This window comes from Chryseobacterium sp. 3008163 (assembly GCF_003669035.1).
GTDB lineage: Bacteria > Bacteroidota > Bacteroidia > Flavobacteriales > Weeksellaceae > Chryseobacterium.
The window spans coordinates 425355-450353 of the sequence record NZ_CP033070.1 but is presented as its reverse complement, the minus strand read 5'-3'; the positions used below and the strand labels follow the sequence as shown (position 1 = coordinate 450353).

Here is a 24999-nt window from a genome sequence, read left to right as displayed (position 1 = left end):
TTGATTAAAATTTATATTTATCGTAACGATAAATATGTTTGCATGTCCTCTATTTTAGGAAGTCCGCTTCTTGATAGGCCGGGTTCGGGTACTTGTAAAAACCTTCTCCAGTAGAGATCCCAAGCTTGTTTTGATCTATAAAATTTTCTTTAATAAAATAACTGCGGTCTTTCCATGCCTTCTCTCCAGTCAATTCAGCATACGCTTTAGTTACATTATATGCTGTGTTCAAACCTACCAGATCAGCCATGGCCATGGGGCCGAGATCGGCCCCCACGGTCTTCATCCACGTTTTGTCAATAGACGGCGCATCCGCAACACCATTTCTAAATAGATCCAGACCGGCAATTAACCAGGGCACCAAAAGGGAATTCATCACATATCCGGGTTGTTCTTTGTAAATCTGGATTGTCAGCATGCCGATCGTCTTGGCAAATTGCGTGACTTCTTCAAAAATGTCACGATCTGTTCCTGAGTGGCTCATTATTTCAGCCACATTGTTCTTCCATAGATAATTGGCAAAATGGAGGGCTAAAAACCTTTCGGGTCTTCCAGTTTCAGCCGCAAATTGGCTGGGCAGTAATGTAGATGAGTTGGTGCAAAAGATCGTTTTTGCAGGTGCCACAATCCCTAATCTGGTGTAAAAATCCTTTTTGATCTTGATGTCTTCCGGAATCGCTTCAATGGTCAGGTCGGCATCTTTTACGGATTCCTTCAGATCTGTGGTATAACTGATTCTATTTACTGCATTGTCAAGATCAGCAAGCTCTGCATTGATGTCCAGCTGGTACATTGGTTTGAACTGCTCAAATTTTTGTTTGGCATTTTCGAGCAATTCGTAACTGATGTCAAATAGTGTAACATTATATCCGTGATAAGCTGTGTGAAAAGCTATTTGTGCTCCAAGTACGCCGGACCCGAATACGGTCACATTCTTAATCTCTATATTTTTAAATATTGTTGTTTCCATTAATTTATTTTAAGTGTCTTGCTATTTTTAAAGTTATATCTTCTCATCAAGTTGCGGAGGTATCAATTTATACATCACGGGTGTAACAATTCTTGACAGTATGGTTGAGCTTATCAATCCTCCGATCAATACAATGGCCAATGGTGCAATCAATGGATTGGGGTTCAATGCGATAGGAAGAAGCCCGCAAATTGCAGTGATCGAGGTCAACACAACAGGAAGGAAACGGGTTTCACCGGCAATATGGATGGCTTCATCAATACTGTGCCCTTCAAGCCTAAGCTGATTTGTAAAGTCAACCAAAAGCAGTGAGTTTTTAACCTGGATTCCCGATAGGCCTATAAAACCTATGATGGATACCAATGACATAGGATTTCCTGTGAGCAGTAATAATGCGACACCGCCTAATATTCCCAATGGGATAATGGACAATACAATAATGATCCCTTTGAATGTTTTGAACTGGAGTAATAAAACAGCAACAAACAGAAATGCACTCAGGATAATGACCGAAATAAAATTCCCTCCCAAGGTATCACCCTCAGATTCTTTTTCTCCGGCCAGTTTATAGGAATATCCAGGTGGCAGCTTCATTTTGTCCAGTTCCGGGACAATATCTTTTAATATATCATTTGCCAGTACTCCGTCCTTTGTCAATGAGGTCACTTTGACAAACCTGGATTTATTGAAATGGTTGATGGCGGTAGGTGATTTCTCAAAGCCGATGGTCGCTATCTGGTCCATTTGTACCGGCACACCCTGAATATTATTGACATATAGATTTTTAAGAGCATCTAAATTTGAAAATTTTTCTCTCGGTAGCGTAATGACCACATTCCTGGAATCGCCTCGGTCATCAATGTAATCACCCACATTCAGTCCTGCCACAGCCATACGGATCACTTTATCAACGTCACTTGTCATTACGCCCAATGTTCTTGCCTTTTCTTTATCGATTTTTATTTTGATATCAGATTTATAGACGTTCAGCTCATTGTTGATATAGAATGTACCCGGATGCTTTCTCAACAGTTCTTCAACTTTGAAGGAAAGGGAACGTAACGTATCCTGGTTCTCGCCAAAGACCCTCACCACAATATTGGCTTCGACGGGAGTCCCTTGTTCGAAATCTTTAACTTCAATTCTTGCGTATGGGAAATCTGCGAATTTGTTTCGAAGTTTTTTTATTAATTCTGTCTTTGTATCAGGACCGGCCTTTTCATCCATCTGTACGAAGATCTGGGCAAAGTCGGGCTTTACATCCTGCTGATGGACATTATAATAGATCTGTGGGTTTCCTTTGCCGACGTTCGAGGTGAAATAGACAATTTCACTCTCTTTCTTTAATTCTTTTTCTATCAGTTTCGTTACACGGTCACTTTCGGGAATGTCGGCCTGCAGAGGCATCTTTATATTCACCAAAAACATTGGTTTTTCAGAAGTAGGGAAGAGCTTGAAACCTGCCAGAGAAAACAGGAAGAATGCCAGCACACTCAACCCGATAGAAATTCCTACAGTTGCTTTAGGCCACTTCAAAGCGACAGGCATGATGCCCTTGTATGAATAGCTTAAAAATCTTTGCAGATGTTTTAGAAAGAAATTTCCTTCACCGTGAGTATGTGTCTTCAATATTTTACTTCCTAAAAAAGGTACCAAGGTCAATGCAACGATCATTGATGCCAGCACGCTTGTCATGACCGCCATCGGAAGGCTACGGATGAACTCCCCCGCAATATCAGGCAGGAATGCCAGCGGTAGGAATGCAATCACCAAGGTTGCCGTACAGCCCACAACTGCGATACCGATCTGTTTGGTTCCTTTCAGGATGGCATCTTTTCTCGAGTGGCCCTCTCTAAGCCACCTTTCTATATTTTCTACCACTACGATACTGTCATCCACCAATAGTCCCAATGCAACCACTAGTCCTACAATACTCAGCTGATTGAGGGAATATCCCATAAGATCCATCGTGATCAGTCCCAAAGCAAGAGACAATGGAATAGAGATCATTACAATGATGGACGCCCTGAATCCCAGCGGTAGTAAAGTGATCACCACCAAAACAATCGCCAGCCCAAAGTCAAAACCGAGATGTCCCAGACGTTTTGACACCATATCTGCCTGGTCAAAGTTCTTCACCATTTTGATGTTCTCCGGCAATGTTTTATCGAAAGCTTCCAATATTGGGACATATTGGTCTTTTACCGTGCTGATATTGACATTGTCCTTCATTCCGGCGGTTACAAGGATACATCTGTTCCCGTTCAGTCTGGTGATGTGGTTCACAGTGCCGTCTTTATAGCTGACTTTTGCCACATCCTTCAGGTATACGATCTTACCGTTTGCGTTGTAGATGACCGTATTGGAAACGTCCTCCACATTCTTGAACTTACCGCTTGTCTTGACATTGAATACCTTGCTGTCCAGATTGATGCTTCCTCCCGGAATATCGGCAGCCTCGCTTTGAATACTTCCCATGACAAGGTTCAAAGGTATCTTCAGCTGGGCCAATTTGTCAAGCTGCAGGTCGATCCTTATCTCCTGCTCCGGGATCCCTGCATATTTCACTTCCTTCAGATTGGTGATCTTTTCAAGCTGGGTCTTTAACTGGTCCGCCTGATCTCTCAATGCTTTTCCCGACATGGTGTTTGAAACCAGAGCGATCTGGAGTATCTTGACATCCGAGGAGGAGATTTTTTCTGTTTTAATAAGATAGATGTCCTTAGGAAGTTCACTGGTCTTCAGTGCATTCATCTCCGTGGAGATCTCCTGGTATTTGTTGTCGACATCGACACCGTATTTGAACTTGACCTGTATTGCGGCCACACCATCTTCAACAGTGGTCAGGATCTTATCAATATTTTCCAGACCGTAGATCTTGTTTTCAATGGGTTTTACCACCTGCTCTTCCATATCTTTCGGGCTGGTGCCCGGATAGATGACAGTGATCAGGTATTGTGGCGGATCCGTCGTCGGGTCTTCCGATCTCGGCATTGTGAAAAGTGTCAAAATACCTACCACGGCAACCAGAACGAATATAATCAGCGTAAACTGATAATTCTTAACGGAGAAATTCGTGATCTTCATAATTATTTGATGATTTTAATAATGGATTGTTCGTTGAGGTAGGCACTGTTGGAAATGACTATTTTGTCAACGCCCAGAGGCTTTTCCTTAAGAAATACATTCTTGTTGTCAAACTTTAAGATGCTTACCGGAACTTTCTTAACCCTGTTGCTGCCGGTTGGTGTAAATACAAAGGCCTGTTCTCCGTCTGCCTCTACAAGCGCATTGTAAGGAACGACTATTGATTTTTCGGTCTCTTCCGTCTTGATTTCGGCTTTTCCAAACATTCCAACTGCGGGGATCACCTGGTCAAGTTTTAATTTAAGTTCTATCTGAAATGATCCGATCTCCCTGTCAGCAGCCTGTAATTTTCTAAAAACTGTAGCTTCAAATTTGTGATCAGGATAGCCATCCAATGTCACCTTAGCAGACTGTCCCATTCTTATCGATGCCCATTCTCTGTCTGTCACACCCACTTTTAAAAGATAGCTGTTGCTTTTTTGAGTGGAGTTGGTCAGAAAGACAGGCATTCCTCCGCCTACTACTTCTCCCTCATTTGCTATTTTTTTGCAACAAATCCATCTGAAACAGCATAGATCTTGGCATACCGCTCATTGAATGCTGTTGCCTGTTTAGACTTTTGGGCAACTTCCAACGAAGTTCTTGTGTTCTGTAACTGTTCAAGAGAGAAGACACTGTCTTTGTAAAGGTTATTCGCCCTGTTGTAGTCACGCTGCGCCTTTGCAACATTCAGGTCAGCTTGGGCCAATCCTGCGGCTATTTCAGTCGTGTTCAATGTTGCCAGGAGCTGACCCCTTCTGAAGAACTGTCCCTCATTGACGAATATTCTGCTGATCACACCGCCGATCTTAAAGGAATAGTTGGTCTGGTCTTCTGTGCTTACAAGTCCTGTGGCCAGAATGGAGTTGGGAACCTCTTGAGAAGACAAAGAGGATACTTTTACCGAGATGATATCCGGCTGCCCCATAGGGTTTTTGTCGGGATGCTTTTCACTGCAAGAGGACAGGATGAATGCAAGCGCAATGAATGATGAGTGGATTTTTTTCATAATTTATTATTGTATATTAAAGCTGGCATTTGCTCTTTCAATCGCAGTGTAGGCGATCCAAGTGTCAAATAGGGTGATGTTTGATTTTAATTGTGCGTCGATCCATTGATTCTGGGCATCGAGAAGTTCGATGTAGATCGTCATTCCTTCTTTGTATAGTTTAGACATATCACCGTAGTAGGTCTGACTTGTTTTTAACTGGGATTGAGCAGCCCGATATTGAGCGATAGCACTTTCCATATTGGCCTGTCTAACTTTCAGTTCGGTCAAGAGTTGCTGCTGCACATAATCTGTTTGGGAGGTTATGGCCTGCTCTTCAGCTACGGACTGTTTGATGCGGTACGTATTTTTTCCAAAAGCGAAAAGATTCCATTCTAAGGAAATTCCAAATAAATAGTATCTTGTTTTCTGATTAAATTTCCAGTCGAAAGCCTGGGAACCCAGATCCAGGCTGGCTCCGATCTTTGGAATGAGATAAGACTTGGCAAGTCCTGTCAGATCGTTATTGATGTCCCTGGAAATTTTGAGTTTAGACAATTCCTCACGATTGCTGACATCCTCATCCGGCAGTTGGGCGTCTTCCGGCAAAGTTGTGATGTCATCAATTACAATACTTTCCGTCAATGGCCGATTTAAAAGAAAATTAAAATAATATTGTGCAGATTCCTCTGTTTTCTGAGATGCGATAATGGAGGCATTGATCTTTGAGACTTCATTTTGGCTCCTGATGACCGCTGTTCGGTTGATCTTCCCATTCTCGAACAGTTTTTTATTCACTCTTTCGCCCTCGGTAACGAGCGTTAGATAAGATTGGTAGATCTTGGTCGCATTGGTAGCCTTAAGATAATTGTAGTACGCGGTCTTTATCTCTTTTACCAGCTCTCTTTTGTAAAGAAGGATCTCTGTTTTTTGCAGATCGATCTGTTTTGATTTGATCTTTCTGTTATATCCAAGCTCTGCATTTAAAATAGGCTGGCTAATGCGGAATTTTGCATCATAGAAGTTATCTGGATTCAGTAAAATACTTTGATTCTGAAGTTGAGGAAATGAACTGCTTCCTGTCAACTGATTCAAAGTAGAGTAGACCCCATTCAAAAGATCACCTGTAGGAAAATCGATCGTTCTTCCTCCGTCTGCCTTTGTGTAGGTTGTAGAAAAGGTAATGTTGGGTAAGAACATACTTTTAGCTTCTCCCAAAGCATAGACGCTTTTTTCAAGGATGAAAGACTGTTGTTTGATACTCTGGTTGGATTCAATGCCCTGTTGAATGTAATTGTCAAGTGTGGTTTGGGCATGAGTCAATTCTGTTGGAGAAAATGAAAAAATACTCAGGCAACAGAACAGGAGCAGTCTTTTTTGATTTTTATTAATCATTGTATTAAATTTAAACAGTGTTCAATTAATGGTTAAAAAAAAGGATTATCCTTTTTCCAGAAGTGAAACAAAACAATCATAACCCTTTTGCATTAGTTCCTCGTTTGTTTTATTTTCGAAACTAACAGTACGGTCCTTACAGAAAAGAGCACATATACCATGGACAGAAGACAGGATCATAAATGTAAGATACTCAGTATCCATATCTTTAAAACGTCCGTCATTCTGACATTCTTTGATGATCCCGGACAGATGATTGATTGCTTCTTTTGCAATTTGAAAACCTCCTTCTTCAGTTGGATTTGAGGTTGATTCTTCAACAAGAAACATCAGGTTGTAATAATCTTTATTATCCTGGGCGAATTTTATAAATACCCTTCCTACAGCTTTCAGTCTTTCAAAAGGCTCTGCTACACTATCCAATATTTTCATCTGAGAAAGCAGCAAACGAAAACCTTCCTTATGAAGTTCATGAAAAATCTCACTTTTGTCCTTGAAGTGGAAATAGATTGTACCAGCACTATAATCGATTTCGCTTGCAATATTTCGCATGCTGGTGCTTTCATATCCCTTTTGAAGAAATATCTTTCTTGCGGCATCTAAAATACGCTTTCGCATTTCAAGCTTTTCTTTATTCTTTCTGTCTGTGATACTCATGGGATGATGAAAATTAATTTGATTGACTTCGTTTAAATTACGATTTTCTAAAATCAATCCCAAAATTAGGATTATGATTCTATCAAATAATAATTACTTTGCAAATATACTGAACGGTGTTCAATTAAAAAATGTTTTTTTAAAAAAATATATTAAATGTTCTTAACTGATAAGATTGTCAAAAACAGATGTCTCAAAAACTACGGGAATTTATTATTTAGAAAAATATTGTTGCAATATTTTTCACTACCTGCGGCTACTAACTTAAGACCAATAAATTTCTATGGTATGGCTGAATACAAAACAATAGTGTAAAATCATAAATGTCCTGACTGAACAAGGACATTTATGATTATTCCACCATTGACTATTTCTCAAGGATCATTGTCACGCCCTGACCTCGTGCGGCACATATTGAAATAAGACCTTTGCCACTTCCTTTTTCATTTAACAACTTAGCAAGTGTTGCGATAATTCTACCACCGGTTGCTGCAAATGGATGTGCTGCAGCGAGGCTGCTTCCTTTTACATTAAGCTTATTTCTGTCGATGGTTCCTAAAGCTTGATCTAAACCAAATTCTTTTGAAAGCTGATCACTTTCCCATATCTTGAGTGTTGCCAATACCTGTGCAGCGAAAGCTTCGTGAATTTCATAGTAATCAAACTCGTCTAATCTCATGTTTGCTCTTTTTAGCATTCGATCTGCAGCAAATACAGGAGCTAATAATAGATTATGTTGGTTTTTAACATATTCAATCCCTGCAATTTCAGCTTGTGTTATATAGGCGAGTATTGGGAGATTATTTTTTATAGCCCAATCTTCACTTGCCATCAATACTGCAGAGGCACCATCGGTGAAAGGAGTAGAATTCCCTGCTGTCAGCGTTCCGTTCTGTTTATCAAATGCCGGGCGTAACTTTGATAACTTTTCAAAAGTGGTATCCCTTCTCAAATTGTTGTCGACTGATATTCCCAGATAAGGGGTGATCATATCTTTATAAAATCCTTCATCATAAGCTTTAGCCATATTCACATGGCTTAATAATGCGAGCTGATCCTGATCTTCTCTTGAAATCCCATAATATTTTGCAGTGATCTCTGTGTGTTCTCCCATGACCAAACCTGTTTCAGGCTCTTTCCCTTTATAAGGAATTGGAATGAAGTCTTTTATTTTTGCTTTCGATAATTGTTTCAATTTACCAAATGTTGACTTTTCACCATTCGCTTTGAGTAAGATCTTCCTCAACCGGGCATTCGTTTCAAAAGGAATATTGCTCATTGCTTCCACACCACATGCAATACCACTTTCTATCTGTCCCAATGCAATTTTATTGGCAATATAGATCGCTGATTCAATTCCGGTATCACAAGCCTGTTGAATATCGCAACCGGGCGTAGCAGGATCCAGAGAGGTTTTCATTACTGATTCCCGAACAAGATTACTTTCTGAAATATGCTTAATGACAGAACCTCCTGCAACTTCACCTAATCTTTTATTGTGTAGATTGTATTTGTCTATCAGCCCACTTAAAGTGGCCACTAATAAGTCCTGATTGGTAGCATTGGCAAAAACTCCATTGTGTCTTACAAAAGGTGTTCTGTTATAACCGACGACGGCGACTTTTTTTACTGACATCATTCTTTTTTCTTTTTAATTTAAATATTGATTGCAGGCTGTCCTGATGCTAACATATAGGCTTCTTTCAAAACTTCAGAATAGGTTGGATGGGCATATGACATCATAAACATATCGCTGTCTGTTACTTCGTATTCTAATCCGATCACGGCTTGAGCAATGAGATCTGCAGCTCGTGGGCCTATAATGTGCACTCCAAGCACTTCACCATATTTTGGTTCAGACAGTACTTTCGCAAAACCATCTTTTTCCATCGCTGCCCTGGCTCTCGCACTTGCTGAAAAAGGGAATTTGCCTTTTCTGTACTCGATCCCTTTGGCTTGTAGTTCTTCTTCAGTATAACCTACAGATGCCACTTCAGGCCATGTATAAACTACGCCAGGAATTCTGTTATAATGAATGTGTGGCTTCTGTCCATCGATGATCTCTGCAACAAAAACAGCTTCTTCCTCAGCTTTGTGAGCCAGCATTGGTCCTGCGACCACATCTCCGATAGCATAAATTGATGGCACGGCAGTTTGCAGATTTTCGTTAGTTTTTACTCTCCCTTTTTCATCAAGCTGTATATCTGTGTTTTCCAGCCCCAAGCCTTCAGTATAAGGTCTGCGACCTACAGCCATTAAAACATATTCAGCTTCTAAACTAAATTCTTTTTGATTTTCATCTCTGTAATAAACAATAGCTTCGTCGCCCTGGTTCTCTACATTGTAAACGCTTTTGTTGAGTTGAATATCAATTCCCTGTTTCTTTAAAATTTTTCTCAAGCTTGCACCCAGCTCTAGATCCATTGTCGAGATGAGTTCCTTTGCATACTCTACGATCGTCACCTTCGTACCTATGCGATTATAAATGGAAGCCATTTCTACCCCAATAACTCCGCCACCGATGATGATCATGCTTTTTGGTTTGTCATTTAAAGTTAAAGCTTCTGTTGATGTAATGATTCTTTTCTTATCAATTTTAATATTGGGTAGAGATGCAGGTTTTGAGCCTGTAGCGATGATAAAATGTTTAGACTTGATTTCTATTGGTTGATTATCAGGGCTTTTTACGGTAATTTCCGAATTGTTTTTAAATTGTGCAGTCCCCTCAAATACAGTAATTTTATTTTTATTCATCAAAAAGTTCAATCCTTTTGTATTTTGAGTAACCACTTCATTTTTCCTTGCAATAAACTGCTGGAAATTTAGCTTTACTTCTTCCAATTCAATACCGTGTTTATCAAAAGTTTCTATTGCCTGATGATAATGTTCTGAGCTGTCCAGCAAAGCTTTGGTAGGAATGCATCCTACGTTAGTACATGTTCCGCCTAAGGTCGGATATTTTTCTACAATGGCTGTTTTATAGCCTAACTGAGCACAGCGGATTGCTGCGACGTATCCACCGGGTCCCGATCCAATTACGGTGATATCAAAAGTTTCCATATTGATTCTATTTTTTAGTCCATTAAATTTTCAATAACAATCGCCGTTGCGCCACCTCCGCCGTTGCAGATAGCCGCTACGCCATATTTACCTTTTTCCTGCTGAAGTACAGAGACCAAAGTACAAATTATTCTTGCTCCTGAAGCACCCAATGGATGTCCCAATGCAACAGCACCACCATAGATATTGATCTTTTGAGGATCTATTCCTAATTCAATCTGGTTTGCTATTGCGACAGCCGCATACGCTTCATTAATTTCAAAAAAGTCGATATCCTCCAATTGAAGATTTGCTCTTTTTAAAGCTTTTGGGATGGCAATTGATGGGGCAGTGGTAAACCATTCCGGAGCTTGCGCCGCATCTGCATATCCTATAATTTTTGCCAGGGGTTTAAGATTGTATTGTTCAACGGCTTCTTTTGATGCCAATAATATAGCCGCTGCACCATCATTCAGATTACTTGCGTTTGCAGCGGTGATCGTACCGTCTTTAACAAAAGAAGGTTTTAATTTTGAAACTTTCTCGGGAATTATTTTGTAGATATCTTCGTCCTCAGTGATAATCGTTTCTCTCTGTTTTTGTTTTAGTGTAAAAGGAATGACTTCATTTTCAAATTTCCCTTCTTTTGTAGCTTTTGCAGCTTTTTCATAAGATTTCAAGGCATATTCATCCTGCTGTTCTCGGGTTAACTTATATTTTTCTACGCAGAGTTCAGCAGCATTTCCCATGTGGAAATTATTGTAGACATCAGTCAATCCGTCTTTAAGCAGACCGTCAATCAATATTTCATTACCCAGTTTGTTGATCTTTCTTTTATTGGTGTAATGCGGTACGTTGCTCATACTTTCCATACCTCCGGTAATAACCATATTTTCTAATCCCAGCTGAATTTGCTGAGCTCCAAGGATGGTTGCTTTCATTCCTGCTGCACAAACCTTATTGACGGTTGTGCAATCTGTCTCGTCAGGAATTCCTGCAAATTTTGATGCTTGACGGGCAGGGGATTGGCCAAGGTTTGCAGACAGCACATTTCCCATATAAACACTCTCAATATCTTTAAGATCAATGTTGACGTTTTCAATTGTTCCTTTGATGGCTGCTGCCCCAAGATCTGTGGCTGAAACTTCAGCAAAATTTCCCAAAAATCCACCAATTGGAGTTCTCTTAGCGGATATAATAAATACTTCTTTCATTTTAATAGAATTAAATTTAAATTTCACGGAAAACAACAGTTGAATTATGTCCGCCGAAGCCAAAAGCATTACTCATGGCTGTTTTAATTGTTTTTTGTACCGGCTCATTCATGACGATCTGGATTCCTTCAGGAATATTTTCATCGAGGTTTTTGATATTGATCGTTGGCGGAATGATATTTTCGTTGATGGATTTGATTGCGAGAATAGCTTCGATTGCTCCCGCAGCTCCCAATAAGTGACCGGTCATTGATTTTGATGAACTTACCCATAAGTTGCTTGAGCCTTTGAACGTTTTATTAACGGCATTGAGCTCCGCAATATCTCCTATAGGTGTCGAAGTTGCATGTAGGTTCAGATAATCTAAGTCAGAAGGATTAAGTTTTGCCTCTTCTAATGCCAATTGCATTGCTTTGGAAGCACCTATTCCTTCCGGATGTGGTGAAGTCATATGGTACGCATCTGCAGTCATGGAAGCACCAACCAGTTCTGCATAAATTTTAGCACCTCTTTTCTTAGCATGCTCATATTCTTCTAAAATAAGTGCACCAGCACCTTCTCCCATTACAAAACCATCGCGGTCTCTGTCAAAAGGACGGCTCGCAGTAAGTGGATCCTGATTCCGAATCGACATTGCCTTCATTGAAGAAAAACCTCCAATCGAAGCAGCAGTAATGGGAGCTTCTGAACCCCCGGTAACAAATATTTTTGCCTTACCCAAACGAATGTAGTTAAAGGAATCCATGATTGCCGTGTTGGATGTTGCACAGGCGGATACGGTTGTATAATTAATTCCCTGCAAACCAAATTTCATTGAAATCATTCCGGAAGCCATATTGACAATGAGCTTGGGAACAAAAAATGGACTGAACCTCGGAATGTAATCTCCTTTCACATAGTTTTCGACCTCGCTTTCAAATGTTTCCATGCCTCCTTGTCCAACTCCCCAAATGACACCGATATCAAAAGGATCAAGTTTTGATATTTCTAAACCGGAATCTTGTAATGCCTGTGAAGCGCTGTACAAAGCATATTGCGTAAACAGATCACTTCTTTTGATCTCGTTACGGTCAAGATATTTTTGAGGGTCAAAATTTTTAATTTCGCATGCAATCTGTGTTCGGAATTTCGAAGCGTCAAATCGGGTAATTTTATTTGCACTGCTAAACCCACTAAGAGAATTTTGCCAAAAAGCACTGATGTCATTTCCCAAAGGATTGACTGTACCTAAACCGGTTACTACAACTCTTTTCATTAGTTTTTTTTTATTTCTGTTTTAAATAGATTAGAACTGCCTTTAGCGATCAATCTGCTTTTGTCGCTGTTCCAGATTTCACATTCAGCATTGATGAATTGTTTTCCTTTTTTAACAATAGTTGTTTTTGCAACGATACTTTCGTTTCCGGTTACAGAAGAAAAATAATCGATGACATTATTTATTGTTGTATAAAAATTTGCCTCATTCAATGAAAACATTGTTGCACCGATGATATCGTCAACAATAGCAGCTGTAACTCCGCCATGCAAATTGCCCACAGGGTTTAGCCATTCCGGACGAATCTGATACCTGAACTCTAAGTTTCCTGCTTCGGCGGTAATAACAATTGGATTCAGCCATCTCATGAAAGGTGAAGGTGATTCTGTGAATTCTTTTCCTATGGAAGATTGGATTTTTTCTAGCGGTGTCATATATTTTTTATTTACTGATTAGTTAAATATACCGATTGGTATTTGTAGGGGTAAAAAATTTTATTTTACGATTTCTTCATCAATGATTCTCTTAATCCTGTCCAGCATTAAATGAAGATCTGCTGGATCATCTGAAATTTTTGCGAGCAGAATTCCCCCCTCGATCATCATAATGAATGACTTAGAGTATTCAACAACACTGATGTCATTTTTAAAAAGTCCATTATTTCTGCCTTCATCAATTATCGCAGAAATATTATCTTCCCAATTTTCAAAAGTTGATCTCACCAATACTTTCATCGCAGGCATGACATCGTCTGATTCTGTTGCTGAGTTAAGATATGGACAACCCCCATTATCAGAAACATATTTCCAATTATTTCGATAAAAATCAAGAAATGCTATCAGCTTTTCATAGGCATTATCCTTTTTAGAGATCCATGCTTCGGTTTTTTTTGAAAGTTCACTTGTATTATATTTAAAAACGGCAAGTCCTACCTCTTCCTTATTTAAAAAATTCCCATAGATACTGCCTTTAGTTAAGCCTGTAGCATTTGTAATATCTGACAAAGAGGTACCTGCATAACCTTTTTTATTAAAGATAGGAGCTGTTTTTTCAATAATGAATTGCCGCGTTTGTTCTGCCTTCGTCATTTTTCTGATAATTGTAAAACAAAGATACGAAATAATACCGAAGGGTATATTTTTATTTTCGAGAATGCTAAAGTTCTACATAGTAAGTTCTTATGAATACAATAAAAACTAGAAAGTGGGAAATGATTATAAAATAAAAAATATTTTACAAGACTCAGCTATTAGGTCTATTTAAATCGGGATTTTAAATTCAGATCATGTGTCAATGTCTTATTGCCCCCATGAAATTTAAATTATTGCCTTAGCAATTGTGCTGATTGTAAAATAGAGAATATTATAGTTTTTGATTCGGTATATCCAAGTATGCAATTTCATTATTCTTATTCAAATAATAGCATTCGTTTTAAGCATTAGGAGCAAATCTACTTTTTTTCTAAATTTACAAATCTAGATTTCGTACATACTGGTATCCATAGACATAACAAATGGTCATTAATAAGGATTGATTGGACAATACATCAATGATTGGGAAATTTAAATAACTTTATAGCACTAAACAACTATCACAAGTCATGATCTTCGAATTCACTACTGCGCCCGGCTTTGATTTTATTACGTTGTTCTCCCGTCAGATCAATAGTCCTGTGCAGGATAATTTGTTGAAGATCCCGAAATCTATGGGCGAGGGGTATGTACGTAGGATCAGTTTTGGAGATGATTTCAAGTTGACCATCCACAGGTACAAGCTGAAGGAAGACCTTATTGTAAAACGAAATCCTGCAGAAACACCAAATAATGTTCGGACCATATTCTTTTACAACAATACTGAAGAACGGGAACTCAAATACCAGAACGAAGAAAATAATCCGTTCGGACAACAGAATGATGCATTCGTTCTTTTGTCAACAAACGACCTTAGAACAGAGATCCGCTTTCCTGCAAATAGCAATATCCATTACGTGGTGGTTGGTATTACCAGTGATCGCCTTCAGTCGATCTTATCGATCGAGAGACCCAATAATACTATTAAGACCATTGCTGCCGAGAATGCCTCCTTTCTTTTCTTTGAGAACTTTGATGCAGAGATGCAGCTGATCCTCAAGAATATTGTGGTTGTCGATATGAACAACTCTCTCAATTATTTTTATGTACAGATCAAAGTTCTGGAGCTTATGTATTTGCTTTTCAGTAAATTATCATTACGTGAGAATACAGCATTTAAAAATATCAACAGTATGGATGCTGAAAAGATTTTGCAGACCAGGAATGAGATATTAAATGATCTAAGCACGCCACCTGTCTTAAGTGATCTGTCCCACATCGCATCCATGAGTGAGACAAAGCTCAAACAGCTTTTCAAGCAGACCTTTGGAGATTCTATCTACAACTACTACCAGAAGGCCAGGATGGAGGAGGCTGCATTTCTTTTGAAGCAGGCCAGGCATTCTGTTTCTGAAGTGGGTTATGAGTTAGGATTTTCGAATCTCAGCCATTTCAGCAGGCTATTTGAGAAACACTACGGCATCACACCCAAGAAGTTTTCTACTTCTAAATCATAACAAACATGTTTTCGATTAAATAAATCCGTCGGATAGAACTATTCTTGTGTCTATTCCGGTTATTTTGCCCATCGGATAACTTATACATTTGCTCATATAAATAATGGGACAATGAAAAAGTTATTCACGCCATTTGAGAAGGGAACATTGAAGCTGAAAAACCATTTGGTGATGGCCCCGATGACAAGAAGCAGAGCGATCGGCAATCTACCCAATGAAATGATGGTCAGCTATTATTCACAGCGCACGGGCGCTGGACTCATCATTACGGAAGGTACCGCACCAAGTCCCGAAGGGCTAGGCTATCCGAGAGTTCCAGGAATCTATTCCCAGTCACAGGTGGAAGGCTGGAAGCTGGTCACTGATGCTGTACACAAAAACGGATCAAAGATCTTTTTACAGCTTATGCATACAGGTCGTATTTCACATCTTTCCAATCTGCCTTCAGAATCGAAACCGGTCGGTGCTTCAGACATACGAGCGTCTGGAGAAATATTTACAGATGATCATGGTATGCAGCCATATTCTGTTCCTGAGGCACTTGCTCTAGAGGATATTACCAAACTTATTGAAAATTTCGTCCGTGCATCTAAAAATGCCATTCGTGCTGGTTTTGACGGTGTAGAAATTCACGCGGCCAGTGGTTATCTGTTCGAGCAGTTTCTTAATCCTAATGTTAACACCAGAGATGATCAATATGGGGGCAGCATTATCAACAGGAGCCGCCTCATAGTTGACATTGTAAAAGCTATTGCCGATGCTATCGGACCGGAAAAGATAGGCATCCGCTTTTCTCCATTGTCCCGTATGGGCGATCAGAAGCCATACGGAGAATCTGAAGTAAACCAAACATATACTTACCTAAGCAGTGAAATGAACCAAATCGGGATCGCCTACATCCATCTTTCAACGAATCCTGACATTCCGGAGAAAACGTACAGGATCATACGGGCTGTATTTGATCACACCATCATTTACTGCAATGGGCTCAATGCAGACTCAGCAGAGAAAGTACTCCAGAATAATGAAGCGGACCTTGTGGCATTCGGGCGGGGATTTCTTGCGAACCCTGATTTTGTCAACCGTCTTAAAAAAAATATTCCCCTTGACGATTTGGGAGACAATATCATATGTATCAGCAAAGAATCCGATAATAGCAAATATTCACGTGATAATAAAACCGAATAAAATGACATTAAATAAAAAAATAATGAAAGCAATACAGTACAAAGAGTATGGAAGATCAAATGTCATCGAATATGTTGAAGTTCCAAAACCACTTATACAAGGTGAAAATGATATTTTAATTAAGGTAAAGGCCGCAGGTATCAACCCGATCGATATGAAGATACGAATGGGATTTATGAAGGCGACCCGCCCAGTGGAGATGCCGTTCATACCCGGCGGCGAGGCCTCAGGCTTCATTGTAGAAGTTGGCGCAAAGGTGTCCAAGTTCAAGGTGGGCGATGAGGTCGTTGCCCTTACAAGAAAACACGCTTACGCAGAATATGTATTGGCCAATGAAGATCTGGTCGTGCTAAAACCTGAAAGCCTTTCCTTCGAAGAGGCGGCGTCAATAAGTGTCACCATAGGAACTGCACAATCGGTTTTATTTACCGAGGGGAAATTGGAGAAAGGACAAACGGTTCTGATTCAGGGCAGTGGCGGAGCTGTTGGTGCCGCCATGGTCCAGATGGCAAAAGCTTCTGGTGCTTATGTCATCGCTACGGCATCGGGAAATGGTGTGGCATTGGCAAAAAGTTTGGGAGCGGACGAGATTATAGACTATAAAATAGATGATGTTGTCGATATGGTGAACAATATCGATCTCGTAGCAGATACCGCAGGTGGAGAAGCACAGGCAAAGCTTTTCCAAGTATTAAAACCAGGCGGGACATTATTGAGCATTGTCGTACCACCATCACAGGAACTGGCACAGCAATACAAGGTCAGAGCAGGTTTTGTAGCATCCGATATATCGGCAAAGACCCTACAAAATGGAATTGACCTTATAAATGCCGGAAAATTCAGAACGGTGGTCTCCAAAACATTCAGACTTGAGGATGCCGCCATAGCCCAGGACTTTCTATCTGCCGGTGGTGTGAATGGTAAAATTGTCCTTACAATGGAAGAAAATTGATAAAATAAAATTATAATATGAAAAATAAAAAAGTGGTCGTTGCCGGAGCCACAGGAATGCTTGGCAGCCAGATCGTGGAAGAACTGCTTGGACAAGGTGCAGAAGTGACCGCTATGGTCAGATCAAGCAGCAACACGGATGCGCTTGTCAAATTAGGGGTCAAAAATTTTGTGGTTGGTGATATGATGGACCCCGCTTCTTTAAAGAAGGCCTTGTCTCCCAAACACGGTTTCGATGTGATCGTTGCCAGTGCAGCAGGATATACACGTCGTAAAAAAGGAGACAGCGCAGCAACGGATACAATAGGTTACAAAAATCTGGTGGATGCTACCAAAGAAGCAGGAATTCCAAGGTTTGTTTTGATCTCTATCTTAGAATCAGACAAAGCAAAGTCGGTTCCTCATTTTTACAACAAATACCTCATCGAGCAATATTTGAAAGAGAAAAAGCAACCTTATATTGCGCTCAGACCGGGAGCATTTCTAGATCAGACACCTGATTTTATAGTTGATAAAGTAAGGAAAGGAATCTTCCCTACATTCCTGACAGGAACCTACGGCATCATCTACACGCCACAATTGGCAAAATATACTGCGATGGCAGCAGTTGTATTACCTGATACTGAACTGAACACTTCCATCGACATAGGCTGGAATAAACCGGTGAATGAGACGATACTGGCTTCGGCATTTTCAAAAGTACTGAGAAAGGACCTTGAAATCAAGCCGGTCTTTCCATCGTTCGTCCTTAAATATGTTTTACCTGTCATCTCAAAGTTTAGCGAGAATATGGCCGATATGTACCAGATGATCAAATGGATCGATACCGGAGTTTATATCAGCAAAGATCCAATGAGACAAAAAGAACTTTTCGGAGAATTGCCGACTGTGGAAGAAAGTGTGAAGCAATATTGCACCGATCGAGGGCTGATCTAGAGATACATAGATTTTATATAAAAAATTACAATAAATATATCATTAACATAAAAAAAACGACATTATGAAATTATTAGAAAAAGTAACATTAGGAAAACAAACGCTTCAAAATGCCTTGGCGATGGCGCCAATGACAAGAAGCCGTGCAGACATCGAAGGCGTGATATCAGACATTACGACCTTGTACTACACACAGCGGGCTAGTGCGGGACTGCTGATAACGGAGGGCATCAATATTTCGGAACAGGCTCTGGGAAGTCCATACACACCTGGCATCTATACCAATGATCAGATCGAGGCCTGGAAAAAAGTAACTAAGTCTGTACACGAAAATGGGGGCGTGATCTATGCCCAGCTTTGGCATACGGGTCGAGTAGGGCATTCTGTGGATAGAAATGGGAAACTTCCTGTTGCGCCGTCGGCAGTTGCAATTAAAGGACAGCAGCATTTTACCGCTGAGGGAATGAAGGATTACGAAGTGCCCCACGAGCTGACCACTGAAGAGATCATGCAGATCGTAAAGGATTATGGTACGGCGGCCAAAAATGCAATCGAAGCTGGTTTTGACGGGGTTGAACTGCATGCGGCATTCGGATATCTGCCTAACCAGTTTTTGTCGGAAAGTGCTAATCTTAGAACGGATGAATATGGTGGCAGTGTAGAAAACAGAAACCGTTTTGTACTGGAAGTGATGAAGGAATTGGTAGATGCGGCCGGCAGCGACAAAGTAGGAATCAAGTTGTCACCAACTATTTATTACAACAATATAGAGAACAGTGATCCTGAAGCGCAATTCAAGCCTTTGATCGAATCGTTGAATGAATTGCCGTTGGCCTACGTTCATTTGATGAACGCAATGTTTCCGCTGGATAATCATCCGCACTATCCAACGGATATTATGGGGACTTTTGGTAGTGTAAGCAAGCATTTGGTCATTGCAAATGCAGGATATGATAAAGCGAGCGGGGAAGCAGAATTGGAAAAAGGGATCGCAAAGATGATCTCTTATGGCTCATTGTTCCTTGCCAATCCTGACCTTGCAAAAAGATTTGAACTGGATGCTGAATTTAATCAAGCTGATCAGGCAACGATGTATGGCGGCGGAGCACATGGTTATACTGATTACCCTTTCCTGAATGATTGACCTCCAATCACAGTTCTATCAAGTAATTTATCTTTAAGATATAGAAAATAAATTTTCTATATCTACCCTCACAACCAAATTTGTTGTGGGGGACTTTTAGTATTCTATAACTTTATAAAGAAAGATAAAAAATACAATTTTTAGCGACCTTCTATTGATAGAACTATAATACTTTGTCTGAATTACCTTTCCTTTCAAATAGCAGATACAATAAAATCACAGTATAAAAATATTTCCGTATCAACAAGTGATTTTGAGACCTGAGTGTAATGGCTATCAAAAAGTTTGCGGTCATTTACAAACATAGAAAAGAGGCATTCTTGGATGTAGGTTGTTATATCTTTTCCACGAAAGCGATAAATGCAATCAACTTGCATTGGAAGATATACCACTTTAAAACCTTTAATTTCCATATGTTGACAGGTGTCCAAAGCGGTTTTTCGTGGTAAATATGGTGATCTTTTTCCTATGTGGGTTTTCAAGTCCTTTGAGGCCTAAATTTTAAGCTTCAGTTGCTAATACCTTTGTATCTGTCTTTGTTGTTGCGTTATTGTCAAGCTATATGTGATCATTATTTGCCATTGTTTGTAGTGTCTGAATTTCCAATGAAAGATAATTAAAATTTACATCAATGTTTTGATGTATAGAAAGGTTTTCAATAAAAAAAAGGTAAAATACATTTGTATTTCACCTTTTTTTTATTGAAAATATTAAATTATATTTAATCGTCAGTAGTATATAAGTACTGTATTGATCCATATCCACATTATTAAATGTATATAACAGTTAACGGATAACTATTTTAAGCTTTTTCTGAAGAAAGTATCTAACTTATCAAAAGGAATCACATCAATTTTGTCATACAGGTCAACGTGAACGGCGTTTGGAATGATCATCAATTCTTTCGGTTCATTAGCAGTCTTGATAATGTCCTCGCTGAAATATCTTGAATGTGCATTTTCACCCGCAATCAAAAGCATTGGTCTCGGTGAAATTTCTTTCACATAATTCAAAATCGGCATATTCATAAAGGAGATTGGATTTGTAATGAGCCACGCTCCGTTCGAGTTTACAGAATTGACATGAAAGCCACGCGGTGTTCTGTAATAATCAAAATATTCTTTTACAAATTGAGGTTCATCGCCCTTTAATGTCTCGGGTAAATTTCTAGACCCGTCTGCGGGTTTCCCTGTTTCGGCATCTTTCCAGCGTTGCTGACCTAGATCTTCTAGTGTTTTGGTGCGCTGTTCAGGTGTAACAGAATCATTGTAACCTTTTGACATGACTCTGGTCATATCATACAAGCTTGTCGTAGCAACAGCTTTGACACGTTTGTCCACCGCAGTTGCGTTTAAAGCAAAACCACCAAAACCACATATTCCGATGATGCCGATTTTGTTTCTGTCTACTTTATCCTGTAAACCTAAAAAATCAACTGCAGCACTGAAATCTTCAGTATTGATCTCCGGCGAAGCCATATTTCTAGGTTCCCCACCGCTTTCGCCAGTGTAAGAAGGGTCAAATGCAATTGCTGCAAAACCTCTTTCTGCCATCTGATTGGCATACAAGCCTGATGATTGTTGTTTCACAGCTCCGAAAGGTCCACTGATGGCTAAGGCAGATAATTTTTCATTTCCTGCATTTTTTGGAAGATACAGATCTCCACTTAATGTAATGCCATAACGGTTTTTAAACGTTACTTTCTGGCGGGTCACTTTATCGCTTAACTGGAATGTGTAATGTTCTTTTGTTGTATCCATTTTTTCTGAATTTTTATCTGATGATTTTTTTTTGCTTTGTGCTGTTAATTGCCCTAAAGACATCAGCATAGCAGCCATAATTAAAGTTAGTACCCTCATATTAATGTTGTTGATTAGCATTATAAAATTCTTCATCTGTAACTGATTTCTCTCCTTTTGGGAAAAGAGATGTTGTATTTTCATTGTCCATTGTTTCTATATTTTATCATAAGTGTTGCAACTTGAAGTTATTGATCGCATTACAGCGATTGCTATTGCATTTTTAAAATTTTTCATGCTTATAATTTCTTTTTTGAACTTATAGTTAAATGCCAGTCTCTTTCAATTTTAATTTAACTTGTCTATCCAAAATCTCTCGGCTTATCATTGTCAAGAACGCTAATATTCCAAAGCCGGCTCCAACCCATGCGATGGAATTGATCCCCACATTAACAATGAACCATCCGCCGACTAATGTTCCGGTAAAAACACCAAGGTTTCCAAATGATGACTGTAGGCTATTGGCAAATTCGGGTGCTTCCGGAGCAGCATCGATCATATAGGATATGGCTGTTAAAAATGCAGGTCCGTACATGATGCCCCAGAAACTTATCACTAGAATTTGTACATAGAAGTTTTCGCCTGAGAACTGCAAAATAATGGGAAGCAATATAGTTCCCAACAAGAAAAATGCGGTTGTTAAAACAATATTTCTTGATAATAACCTTCCGGTTAACCAATTAGCGATAACTCCGGTTATTCCAAAAAGCAGTAACATATAGCTTATCTCTTGCCCTGTCATCATTTTGACTTTTCCCAGATAGTCGGCGAAATAGCTATACGTTGAAAACCAAGCTGAAATCAACAGTACATTGAATATAATACTGATAATAAATCGTGGTTTTTTCAGAATCAACAATTGACTCCCATAGGACAATTTCTCTTTTACAGGCATCGTTGGAATGAATGTGAAAATTCCAGCCAAAGCAATCAGCGAAATAATTCCCTGAATGACAAAACTGATTTGCCATCCGTAAAGGCTAGACATATATGTAGTAAGTGGAATAACGGTTACCTGTGCCAGCGCAATACCTCCGATAACGATTCCCATCAACTTGTGTTGATCTCTTTTTGAAGCTGTACGGATGATCGTGCCTACAGCCGCCGAAAAGAATACAGGTTGCAGGATTGCGGGTAAAATTCTCAACAGAATCAACAACCAAAAAGGCGGAGCAAAAGCAGAACCTATGTTGGATATCAGGAAAAATGAAATGGCCCAAAGCATCATCTTTTTTCTATCAATCCCAGACGTCAAAAGAACAAGAAATGGTCCTATAATGAAAATAGTCAGGGCAAATGCACTGAGTAATGAACCGGCTTCGTCAATTCCAATATTATAATGAGAAGCTACCTGTGGTAGAACGCCAATAATACCAAATTCTGTACTAATGATGCTGAGTGCTCCCAGACAACCTGTATAAGCTATTTTCTTTATTCCTGTTCCGCTATTTTTACTATCCATTAATCTTTGCTATCTCTAATTAAATTATGGAACAAAGGTACTTTTGGATAGTCAATAACGACTAACAATATTCAAACTAAAGATTAAGAAATTCAAACTTCCGTCAAACGAAATGCTTTTGGATTGGTGCCGGTTTGTTTTTTAAAGAAATTATTGAAGTAGGTTGGATATTCAAACCCTAGGGCGTAGGCAATTTCGGAAATACTCCAATCTGTATGTTGCAGTAACGCTTTTGCTTCCGTGATAATTCGCTCTGTAATATGTGTAGTTGTAGATTTATCTGTGATTTCCTTCAAGGCACGGTTGAGATAGTTGATATGCACATTAAGATGCTGCGCATAATGTTGCGCAGTTTTTAACTGAAGTGGATTTGCAGTGGTTTCAATTGGGAATTGTCTCTCTAATAACTCCAAGAACACAGAAGTTAGTCTCGAAGAGGCATTCTTGTTCTGTTCGTAATTTTCCGATGGCTCCATCTTCAACGACTCGTGGATGATCAGGCTGATATAATTGCGAATCAATTCATCTTTAAATATATACCCACTTTCCTGTTCGGCGATCATTTTCTGAAATAGGGTATTGAGAAAAATTCTTTGCTCTTCAGTAATTTTCAGGACAGGTGTTCCACCAATCTTAAAGAATGATGACTGTTGCAAGCTCTCCGAACGTTCGGAATTTTTAAAAAAATCTTCAGAGAAAAGAATAGTATAACCCACGTAAGTTGTAGAAATCGTTTCCCAGGAGTAAGGAATATGCGGATTTCCAAAGAAGAGAATTGTTCCTTCCTGTTCATACGTTTTATCAGAATAGTGAATTTTGCTATTGCCGGTGGTGAGGCATATTTTATAGAATTCTTTCCGGCTATAAGTTCTCGTATCACCACTGTCTTGTTCAATCTGAAATGCTTTAAAACCTTGAAGCTTCAATTCATTATTAAACTCCGACACGACTCTAACAATCTTTTCCATTTTACAAAAGTAAGAAATTCAAATATAGATCATGTAAATAATAACAAATATTATAATAAGCAATTCCAAAATCGTAGTTGATAACCTTTTAGTAACGACTAATAAATTGTAATCAAATATGAGGTAATTTTGCCCATAAGAATTACAATTAATCTTAAAATTAAGAAAAATGAATTATAAATTGTTAGGTAAAAGAACAGGTCTTCCTGTAAGCGATCTTGCTTTGGGAGCAGGAAATTTCGGACAGGCGTGGGGCTATGGTGCAGAAGCCAAAGAAGCAGAAAGGATCATTTCACTTTATACGGAACATGGCGGTAATCTGATCGATACGGCAGATACTTATCAATGCGGTGAATCAGAGGAGATTCTTGGAAAGGCAATCGCTGCCAAGAGAAATGATCTTGTCATCAGCACCAAATATACCAGAGGTGTTTTTCCGGGTCAGGCGTTGGGAACATTGGGAAATCATCGTAAAAGTATGGTTCAGGCGGTGGAAGATAGCTTAAGAAGATTAAAAACCGACAGGATCGATCTTTACTTTGTCCATCAGGATGATTTTTTCACGCCTATCGAGGAAATAGTCCGTGGATTGGACGATCTTGTCCGAGCCGGAAAAATTGTGTACGGCGGTATTTCCAACTTCCCGGCCTGGCGTATCTCTGCTGCTGCAACAATCGCTGACCTTCGGGGATGGTCTGGCGTCAGCGCTATCGAAGTAGAGTACAGTCTTCTTCAACGTGAGACAGAACGAGATCTTTTACCAATGGCAGAAGCAATGGGATTGGGTGTATTGGCCTGGTCACCATTGGCTGGCGGACTGTTGACCGGAAAATACAGGAAAGGTGAAAGCGGCAGGGCTACTGTATTTGCAGGGAGTAATCCTTACCAGGGTGGTGAGATTGCAGAAGCAGTTCTTGACAGGCTATTTGCTATCGCTGAGTTTCTTGAAAGTGAACCCGCATTGGTGGCACTTGCCTGGCTTAAAGCTAAAAATGTCATTCCAATCCTTGGACCACGCACGTTTGAACAGCTCGAGTATAATTTGAAGGCGGCAGATCTTCATCTTACCGATGAACAGGTTGAAAGTTTGGATGAGGCAAGTTCGATAAAGATGGGATATCCCCACGATTTTAACAGAGCACCGGAAAATAGGTCAACTCTTACCGGAAATAAGGTGGATCTTATCAAGAAGCCAACGATCACTGTTCTCTAAATTCTACTGATAGTGACCATTTTTAATGCTGTTTCATTGCTTTATGGGACAGCATTGAATTGTATAAATGAAAGTATGGCTTTTACTTTACAATAAATGATGACCGG

At 39.5% G+C, this 24999-nt stretch carries 21 protein-coding genes; 6 read left to right on the top strand and 15 right to left on the bottom strand.

The window, feature by feature from the left end; genetic code table 11:
* Positions 1–49: 49 nt before the first annotated feature.
* The 12 genes from EAG08_RS01955 to EAG08_RS01905 all read right to left on the bottom strand — a co-directional run bounded on the left by EAG08_RS01955 (position 50) and on the right by EAG08_RS01905 (position 13732).
* Positions 50–970 (bottom strand): 3-hydroxyacyl-CoA dehydrogenase, encoded by a 921-nt coding sequence (locus EAG08_RS01955; protein WP_317126301.1) that lies wholly within the window; start codon positions 968–970, stop codon positions 50–52.
* Between the two features lie 33 nt (positions 971–1003).
* Positions 1004–4057 (bottom strand): efflux RND transporter permease subunit, encoded by a 3054-nt coding sequence (locus EAG08_RS01950; RefSeq protein WP_129533976.1) that lies wholly within the window; start codon positions 4055–4057, stop codon positions 1004–1006.
* Between the two features lie 2 nt (positions 4058–4059).
* Positions 4060–4566 carry an efflux RND transporter periplasmic adaptor subunit gene (locus EAG08_RS21725; RefSeq protein WP_262696790.1) on the bottom strand — a complete coding sequence of 169 codons (507 nt, stop codon included), beginning with the start codon at positions 4564–4566 and terminating at the stop codon, positions 4060–4062.
* 29 nt (positions 4567–4595) lie between these two features.
* The gene (locus EAG08_RS21720; RefSeq protein WP_228446721.1) at positions 4596–5105 is read right to left on the bottom strand and encodes an efflux RND transporter periplasmic adaptor subunit; all 510 of its coding nucleotides are present in this window, start codon (positions 5103–5105) and stop codon (positions 4596–4598) included.
* 6 nt (positions 5106–5111) lie between these two features.
* Positions 5112–6479, bottom strand: coding sequence for a TolC family protein (locus EAG08_RS01940; protein ID WP_129533975.1), 1368 nt, complete (start codon positions 6477–6479; stop codon positions 5112–5114).
* Between the two features lie 45 nt (positions 6480–6524).
* Complete coding sequence (locus tag EAG08_RS01935) at positions 6525–7199, bottom strand: TetR/AcrR family transcriptional regulator (protein ID WP_164998510.1); 675 nt, start codon at positions 7197–7199, stop codon at positions 6525–6527.
* A gap of 304 nt (positions 7200–7503) precedes the next feature.
* Complete coding sequence (locus EAG08_RS01930; RefSeq protein ID WP_129537195.1) at positions 7504–8772, bottom strand: acetyl-CoA C-acetyltransferase; 1269 nt, start codon at positions 8770–8772, stop codon at positions 7504–7506.
* Between the two features lie 20 nt (positions 8773–8792).
* Positions 8793–10196 carry a dihydrolipoyl dehydrogenase gene (lpdA, locus tag EAG08_RS01925; protein WP_129533973.1) on the bottom strand — a complete coding sequence of 468 codons (1404 nt, stop codon included), beginning with the start codon at positions 10194–10196 and terminating at the stop codon, positions 8793–8795.
* 14 nt (positions 10197–10210) lie between these two features.
* The gene (locus EAG08_RS01920; RefSeq protein WP_129533972.1) at positions 10211–11389 is read right to left on the bottom strand and encodes an acetyl-CoA C-acyltransferase; all 1179 of its coding nucleotides are present in this window, start codon (positions 11387–11389) and stop codon (positions 10211–10213) included.
* Positions 11390–11405: 16 nt separating this feature from the next.
* Positions 11406–12644, bottom strand: coding sequence for a beta-ketoacyl-ACP synthase II (fabF, locus tag EAG08_RS01915; RefSeq protein WP_129533971.1), 1239 nt, complete (start codon positions 12642–12644; stop codon positions 11406–11408).
* Positions 12644–13078, bottom strand: coding sequence for a PaaI family thioesterase (locus tag EAG08_RS01910; protein ID WP_129533970.1), 435 nt, complete (start codon positions 13076–13078; stop codon positions 12644–12646). Before EAG08_RS01910 ends, fabF begins: the two co-directional genes overlap by 1 nt.
* A 60-nt stretch (positions 13079–13138) precedes the next feature.
* Complete coding sequence (locus EAG08_RS01905) at positions 13139–13732, bottom strand: TetR/AcrR family transcriptional regulator (RefSeq protein WP_129533969.1); 594 nt, start codon at positions 13730–13732, stop codon at positions 13139–13141.
* A gap of 512 nt (positions 13733–14244) precedes the next feature.
* Here EAG08_RS01905 and EAG08_RS01900 point away from each other — a divergent pair.
* The 5 genes from EAG08_RS01900 (at position 14245) to EAG08_RS01880 (ending at position 19450) form a co-directional block, all read left to right on the top strand.
* Positions 14245–15231, top strand: coding sequence for a helix-turn-helix domain-containing protein (locus EAG08_RS01900; RefSeq protein WP_129533968.1), 987 nt, complete (start codon positions 14245–14247; stop codon positions 15229–15231).
* Between the two features lie 111 nt (positions 15232–15342).
* Positions 15343–16419, top strand: coding sequence for an alkene reductase (locus EAG08_RS01895; RefSeq protein ID WP_129533967.1), 1077 nt, complete (start codon positions 15343–15345; stop codon positions 16417–16419).
* Position 16420: 1 nt separating this feature from the next.
* Positions 16421–17371 (top strand): NADP-dependent oxidoreductase, encoded by a 951-nt coding sequence (locus EAG08_RS01890; RefSeq protein ID WP_228446720.1) that lies wholly within the window; start codon positions 16421–16423, stop codon positions 17369–17371.
* A 17-nt stretch (positions 17372–17388) separates the two neighbouring features.
* Positions 17389–18306, top strand: a complete 918-nt coding sequence (locus tag EAG08_RS01885; RefSeq protein ID WP_129533966.1) for an SDR family oxidoreductase — start codon at positions 17389–17391, stop codon at positions 18304–18306.
* A 64-nt stretch (positions 18307–18370) separates the two neighbouring features.
* Entirely contained in the window at positions 18371–19450 is a 1080-nt protein-coding gene (locus tag EAG08_RS01880) for an alkene reductase (protein WP_129533965.1), read from the top strand.
* Positions 19451–20247: 797 nt separating this feature from the next.
* Here EAG08_RS01880 and EAG08_RS01875 read toward each other — a convergent pair.
* From EAG08_RS01875 to EAG08_RS01865, 3 genes are all read right to left on the bottom strand, one after another.
* Entirely contained in the window at positions 20248–21309 is a 1062-nt protein-coding gene (locus EAG08_RS01875) for an alpha/beta hydrolase (RefSeq protein WP_129537193.1), read from the bottom strand.
* A gap of 205 nt (positions 21310–21514) precedes the next feature.
* Complete coding sequence (locus tag EAG08_RS01870) at positions 21515–22711, bottom strand: MFS transporter (RefSeq protein ID WP_228446719.1); 1197 nt, start codon at positions 22709–22711, stop codon at positions 21515–21517.
* Between the two features lie 92 nt (positions 22712–22803).
* Positions 22804–23679 carry a helix-turn-helix domain-containing protein gene (locus tag EAG08_RS01865; RefSeq protein ID WP_129533964.1) on the bottom strand — a complete coding sequence of 292 codons (876 nt, stop codon included), beginning with the start codon at positions 23677–23679 and terminating at the stop codon, positions 22804–22806.
* A 169-nt stretch (positions 23680–23848) separates the two neighbouring features.
* Between EAG08_RS01865 and EAG08_RS01860 the strand changes: the two genes are divergently transcribed.
* Complete coding sequence (locus EAG08_RS01860) at positions 23849–24892, top strand: aldo/keto reductase (protein WP_129533963.1); 1044 nt, start codon at positions 23849–23851, stop codon at positions 24890–24892.
* Positions 24893–24999: the final 107 nt, after the last annotated feature.

Excerpts from the sequence above, each read along its gene's own strand:
- EAG08_RS01910 (WP_129533970.1), bottom strand. The coding sequence starts at position 13,078 with ATGACACCGCTAGAAAAAATCCAATCTTCCATAGGAAAAGAATTCACA.
- lpdA (WP_129533973.1), bottom strand. The coding sequence starts at position 10,196 with ATGGAAACTTTTGATATCACCGTAATTGGATCGGGACCCGGTGGATAC.
- EAG08_RS01955 (WP_317126301.1), bottom strand. The coding sequence starts at position 970 with ATGGAAACAACAATATTTAAAAATATAGAGATTAAGAATGTGACCGTA.
- EAG08_RS01940 (WP_129533975.1), bottom strand. The coding sequence starts at position 6,479 with ATGATTAATAAAAATCAAAAAAGACTGCTCCTGTTCTGTTGCCTGAGT.
- EAG08_RS01875 (WP_129537193.1), bottom strand. The coding sequence starts at position 21,309 with ATGAGGGTACTAACTTTAATTATGGCTGCTATGCTGATGTCTTTAGGG.
- EAG08_RS01890 (WP_228446720.1), top strand. The coding sequence starts at position 16,421 with ATGACATTAAATAAAAAAATAATGAAAGCAATACAGTACAAAGAGTAT.
- EAG08_RS01880 (WP_129533965.1), top strand. The coding sequence starts at position 18,371 with ATGAAATTATTAGAAAAAGTAACATTAGGAAAACAAACGCTTCAAAAT.
- EAG08_RS21720 (WP_228446721.1), bottom strand. The coding sequence starts at position 5,105 with ATGAAAAAAATCCACTCATCATTCATTGCGCTTGCATTCATCCTGTCC.
- EAG08_RS01865 (WP_129533964.1), bottom strand. The coding sequence starts at position 23,679 with ATGGAAAAGATTGTTAGAGTCGTGTCGGAGTTTAATAATGAATTGAAG.
- EAG08_RS01870 (WP_228446719.1), bottom strand. The coding sequence starts at position 22,711 with ATGGATAGTAAAAATAGCGGAACAGGAATAAAGAAAATAGCTTATACA.
- EAG08_RS01885 (WP_129533966.1), top strand. The coding sequence starts at position 17,389 with ATGAAAAATAAAAAAGTGGTCGTTGCCGGAGCCACAGGAATGCTTGGC.
- EAG08_RS01950 (WP_129533976.1), bottom strand. The coding sequence starts at position 4,057 with ATGAAGATCACGAATTTCTCCGTTAAGAATTATCAGTTTACGCTGATT.
- EAG08_RS01905 (WP_129533969.1), bottom strand. The coding sequence starts at position 13,732 with ATGACGAAGGCAGAACAAACGCGGCAATTCATTATTGAAAAAACAGCT.
- EAG08_RS01920 (WP_129533972.1), bottom strand. The coding sequence starts at position 11,389 with ATGAAAGAAGTATTTATTATATCCGCTAAGAGAACTCCAATTGGTGGA.
- EAG08_RS01860 (WP_129533963.1), top strand. The coding sequence starts at position 23,849 with ATGAATTATAAATTGTTAGGTAAAAGAACAGGTCTTCCTGTAAGCGAT.
- EAG08_RS01895 (WP_129533967.1), top strand. The coding sequence starts at position 15,343 with ATGAAAAAGTTATTCACGCCATTTGAGAAGGGAACATTGAAGCTGAAA.
- fabF (WP_129533971.1), bottom strand. The coding sequence starts at position 12,644 with ATGAAAAGAGTTGTAGTAACCGGTTTAGGTACAGTCAATCCTTTGGGA.
- EAG08_RS01900 (WP_129533968.1), top strand. The coding sequence starts at position 14,245 with ATGATCTTCGAATTCACTACTGCGCCCGGCTTTGATTTTATTACGTTG.
- EAG08_RS21725 (WP_262696790.1), bottom strand. The coding sequence starts at position 4,566 with ATGCCTGTCTTTCTGACCAACTCCACTCAAAAAAGCAACAGCTATCTT.
- EAG08_RS01930 (WP_129537195.1), bottom strand. The coding sequence starts at position 8,772 with ATGTCAGTAAAAAAAGTCGCCGTCGTCGGTTATAACAGAACACCTTTT.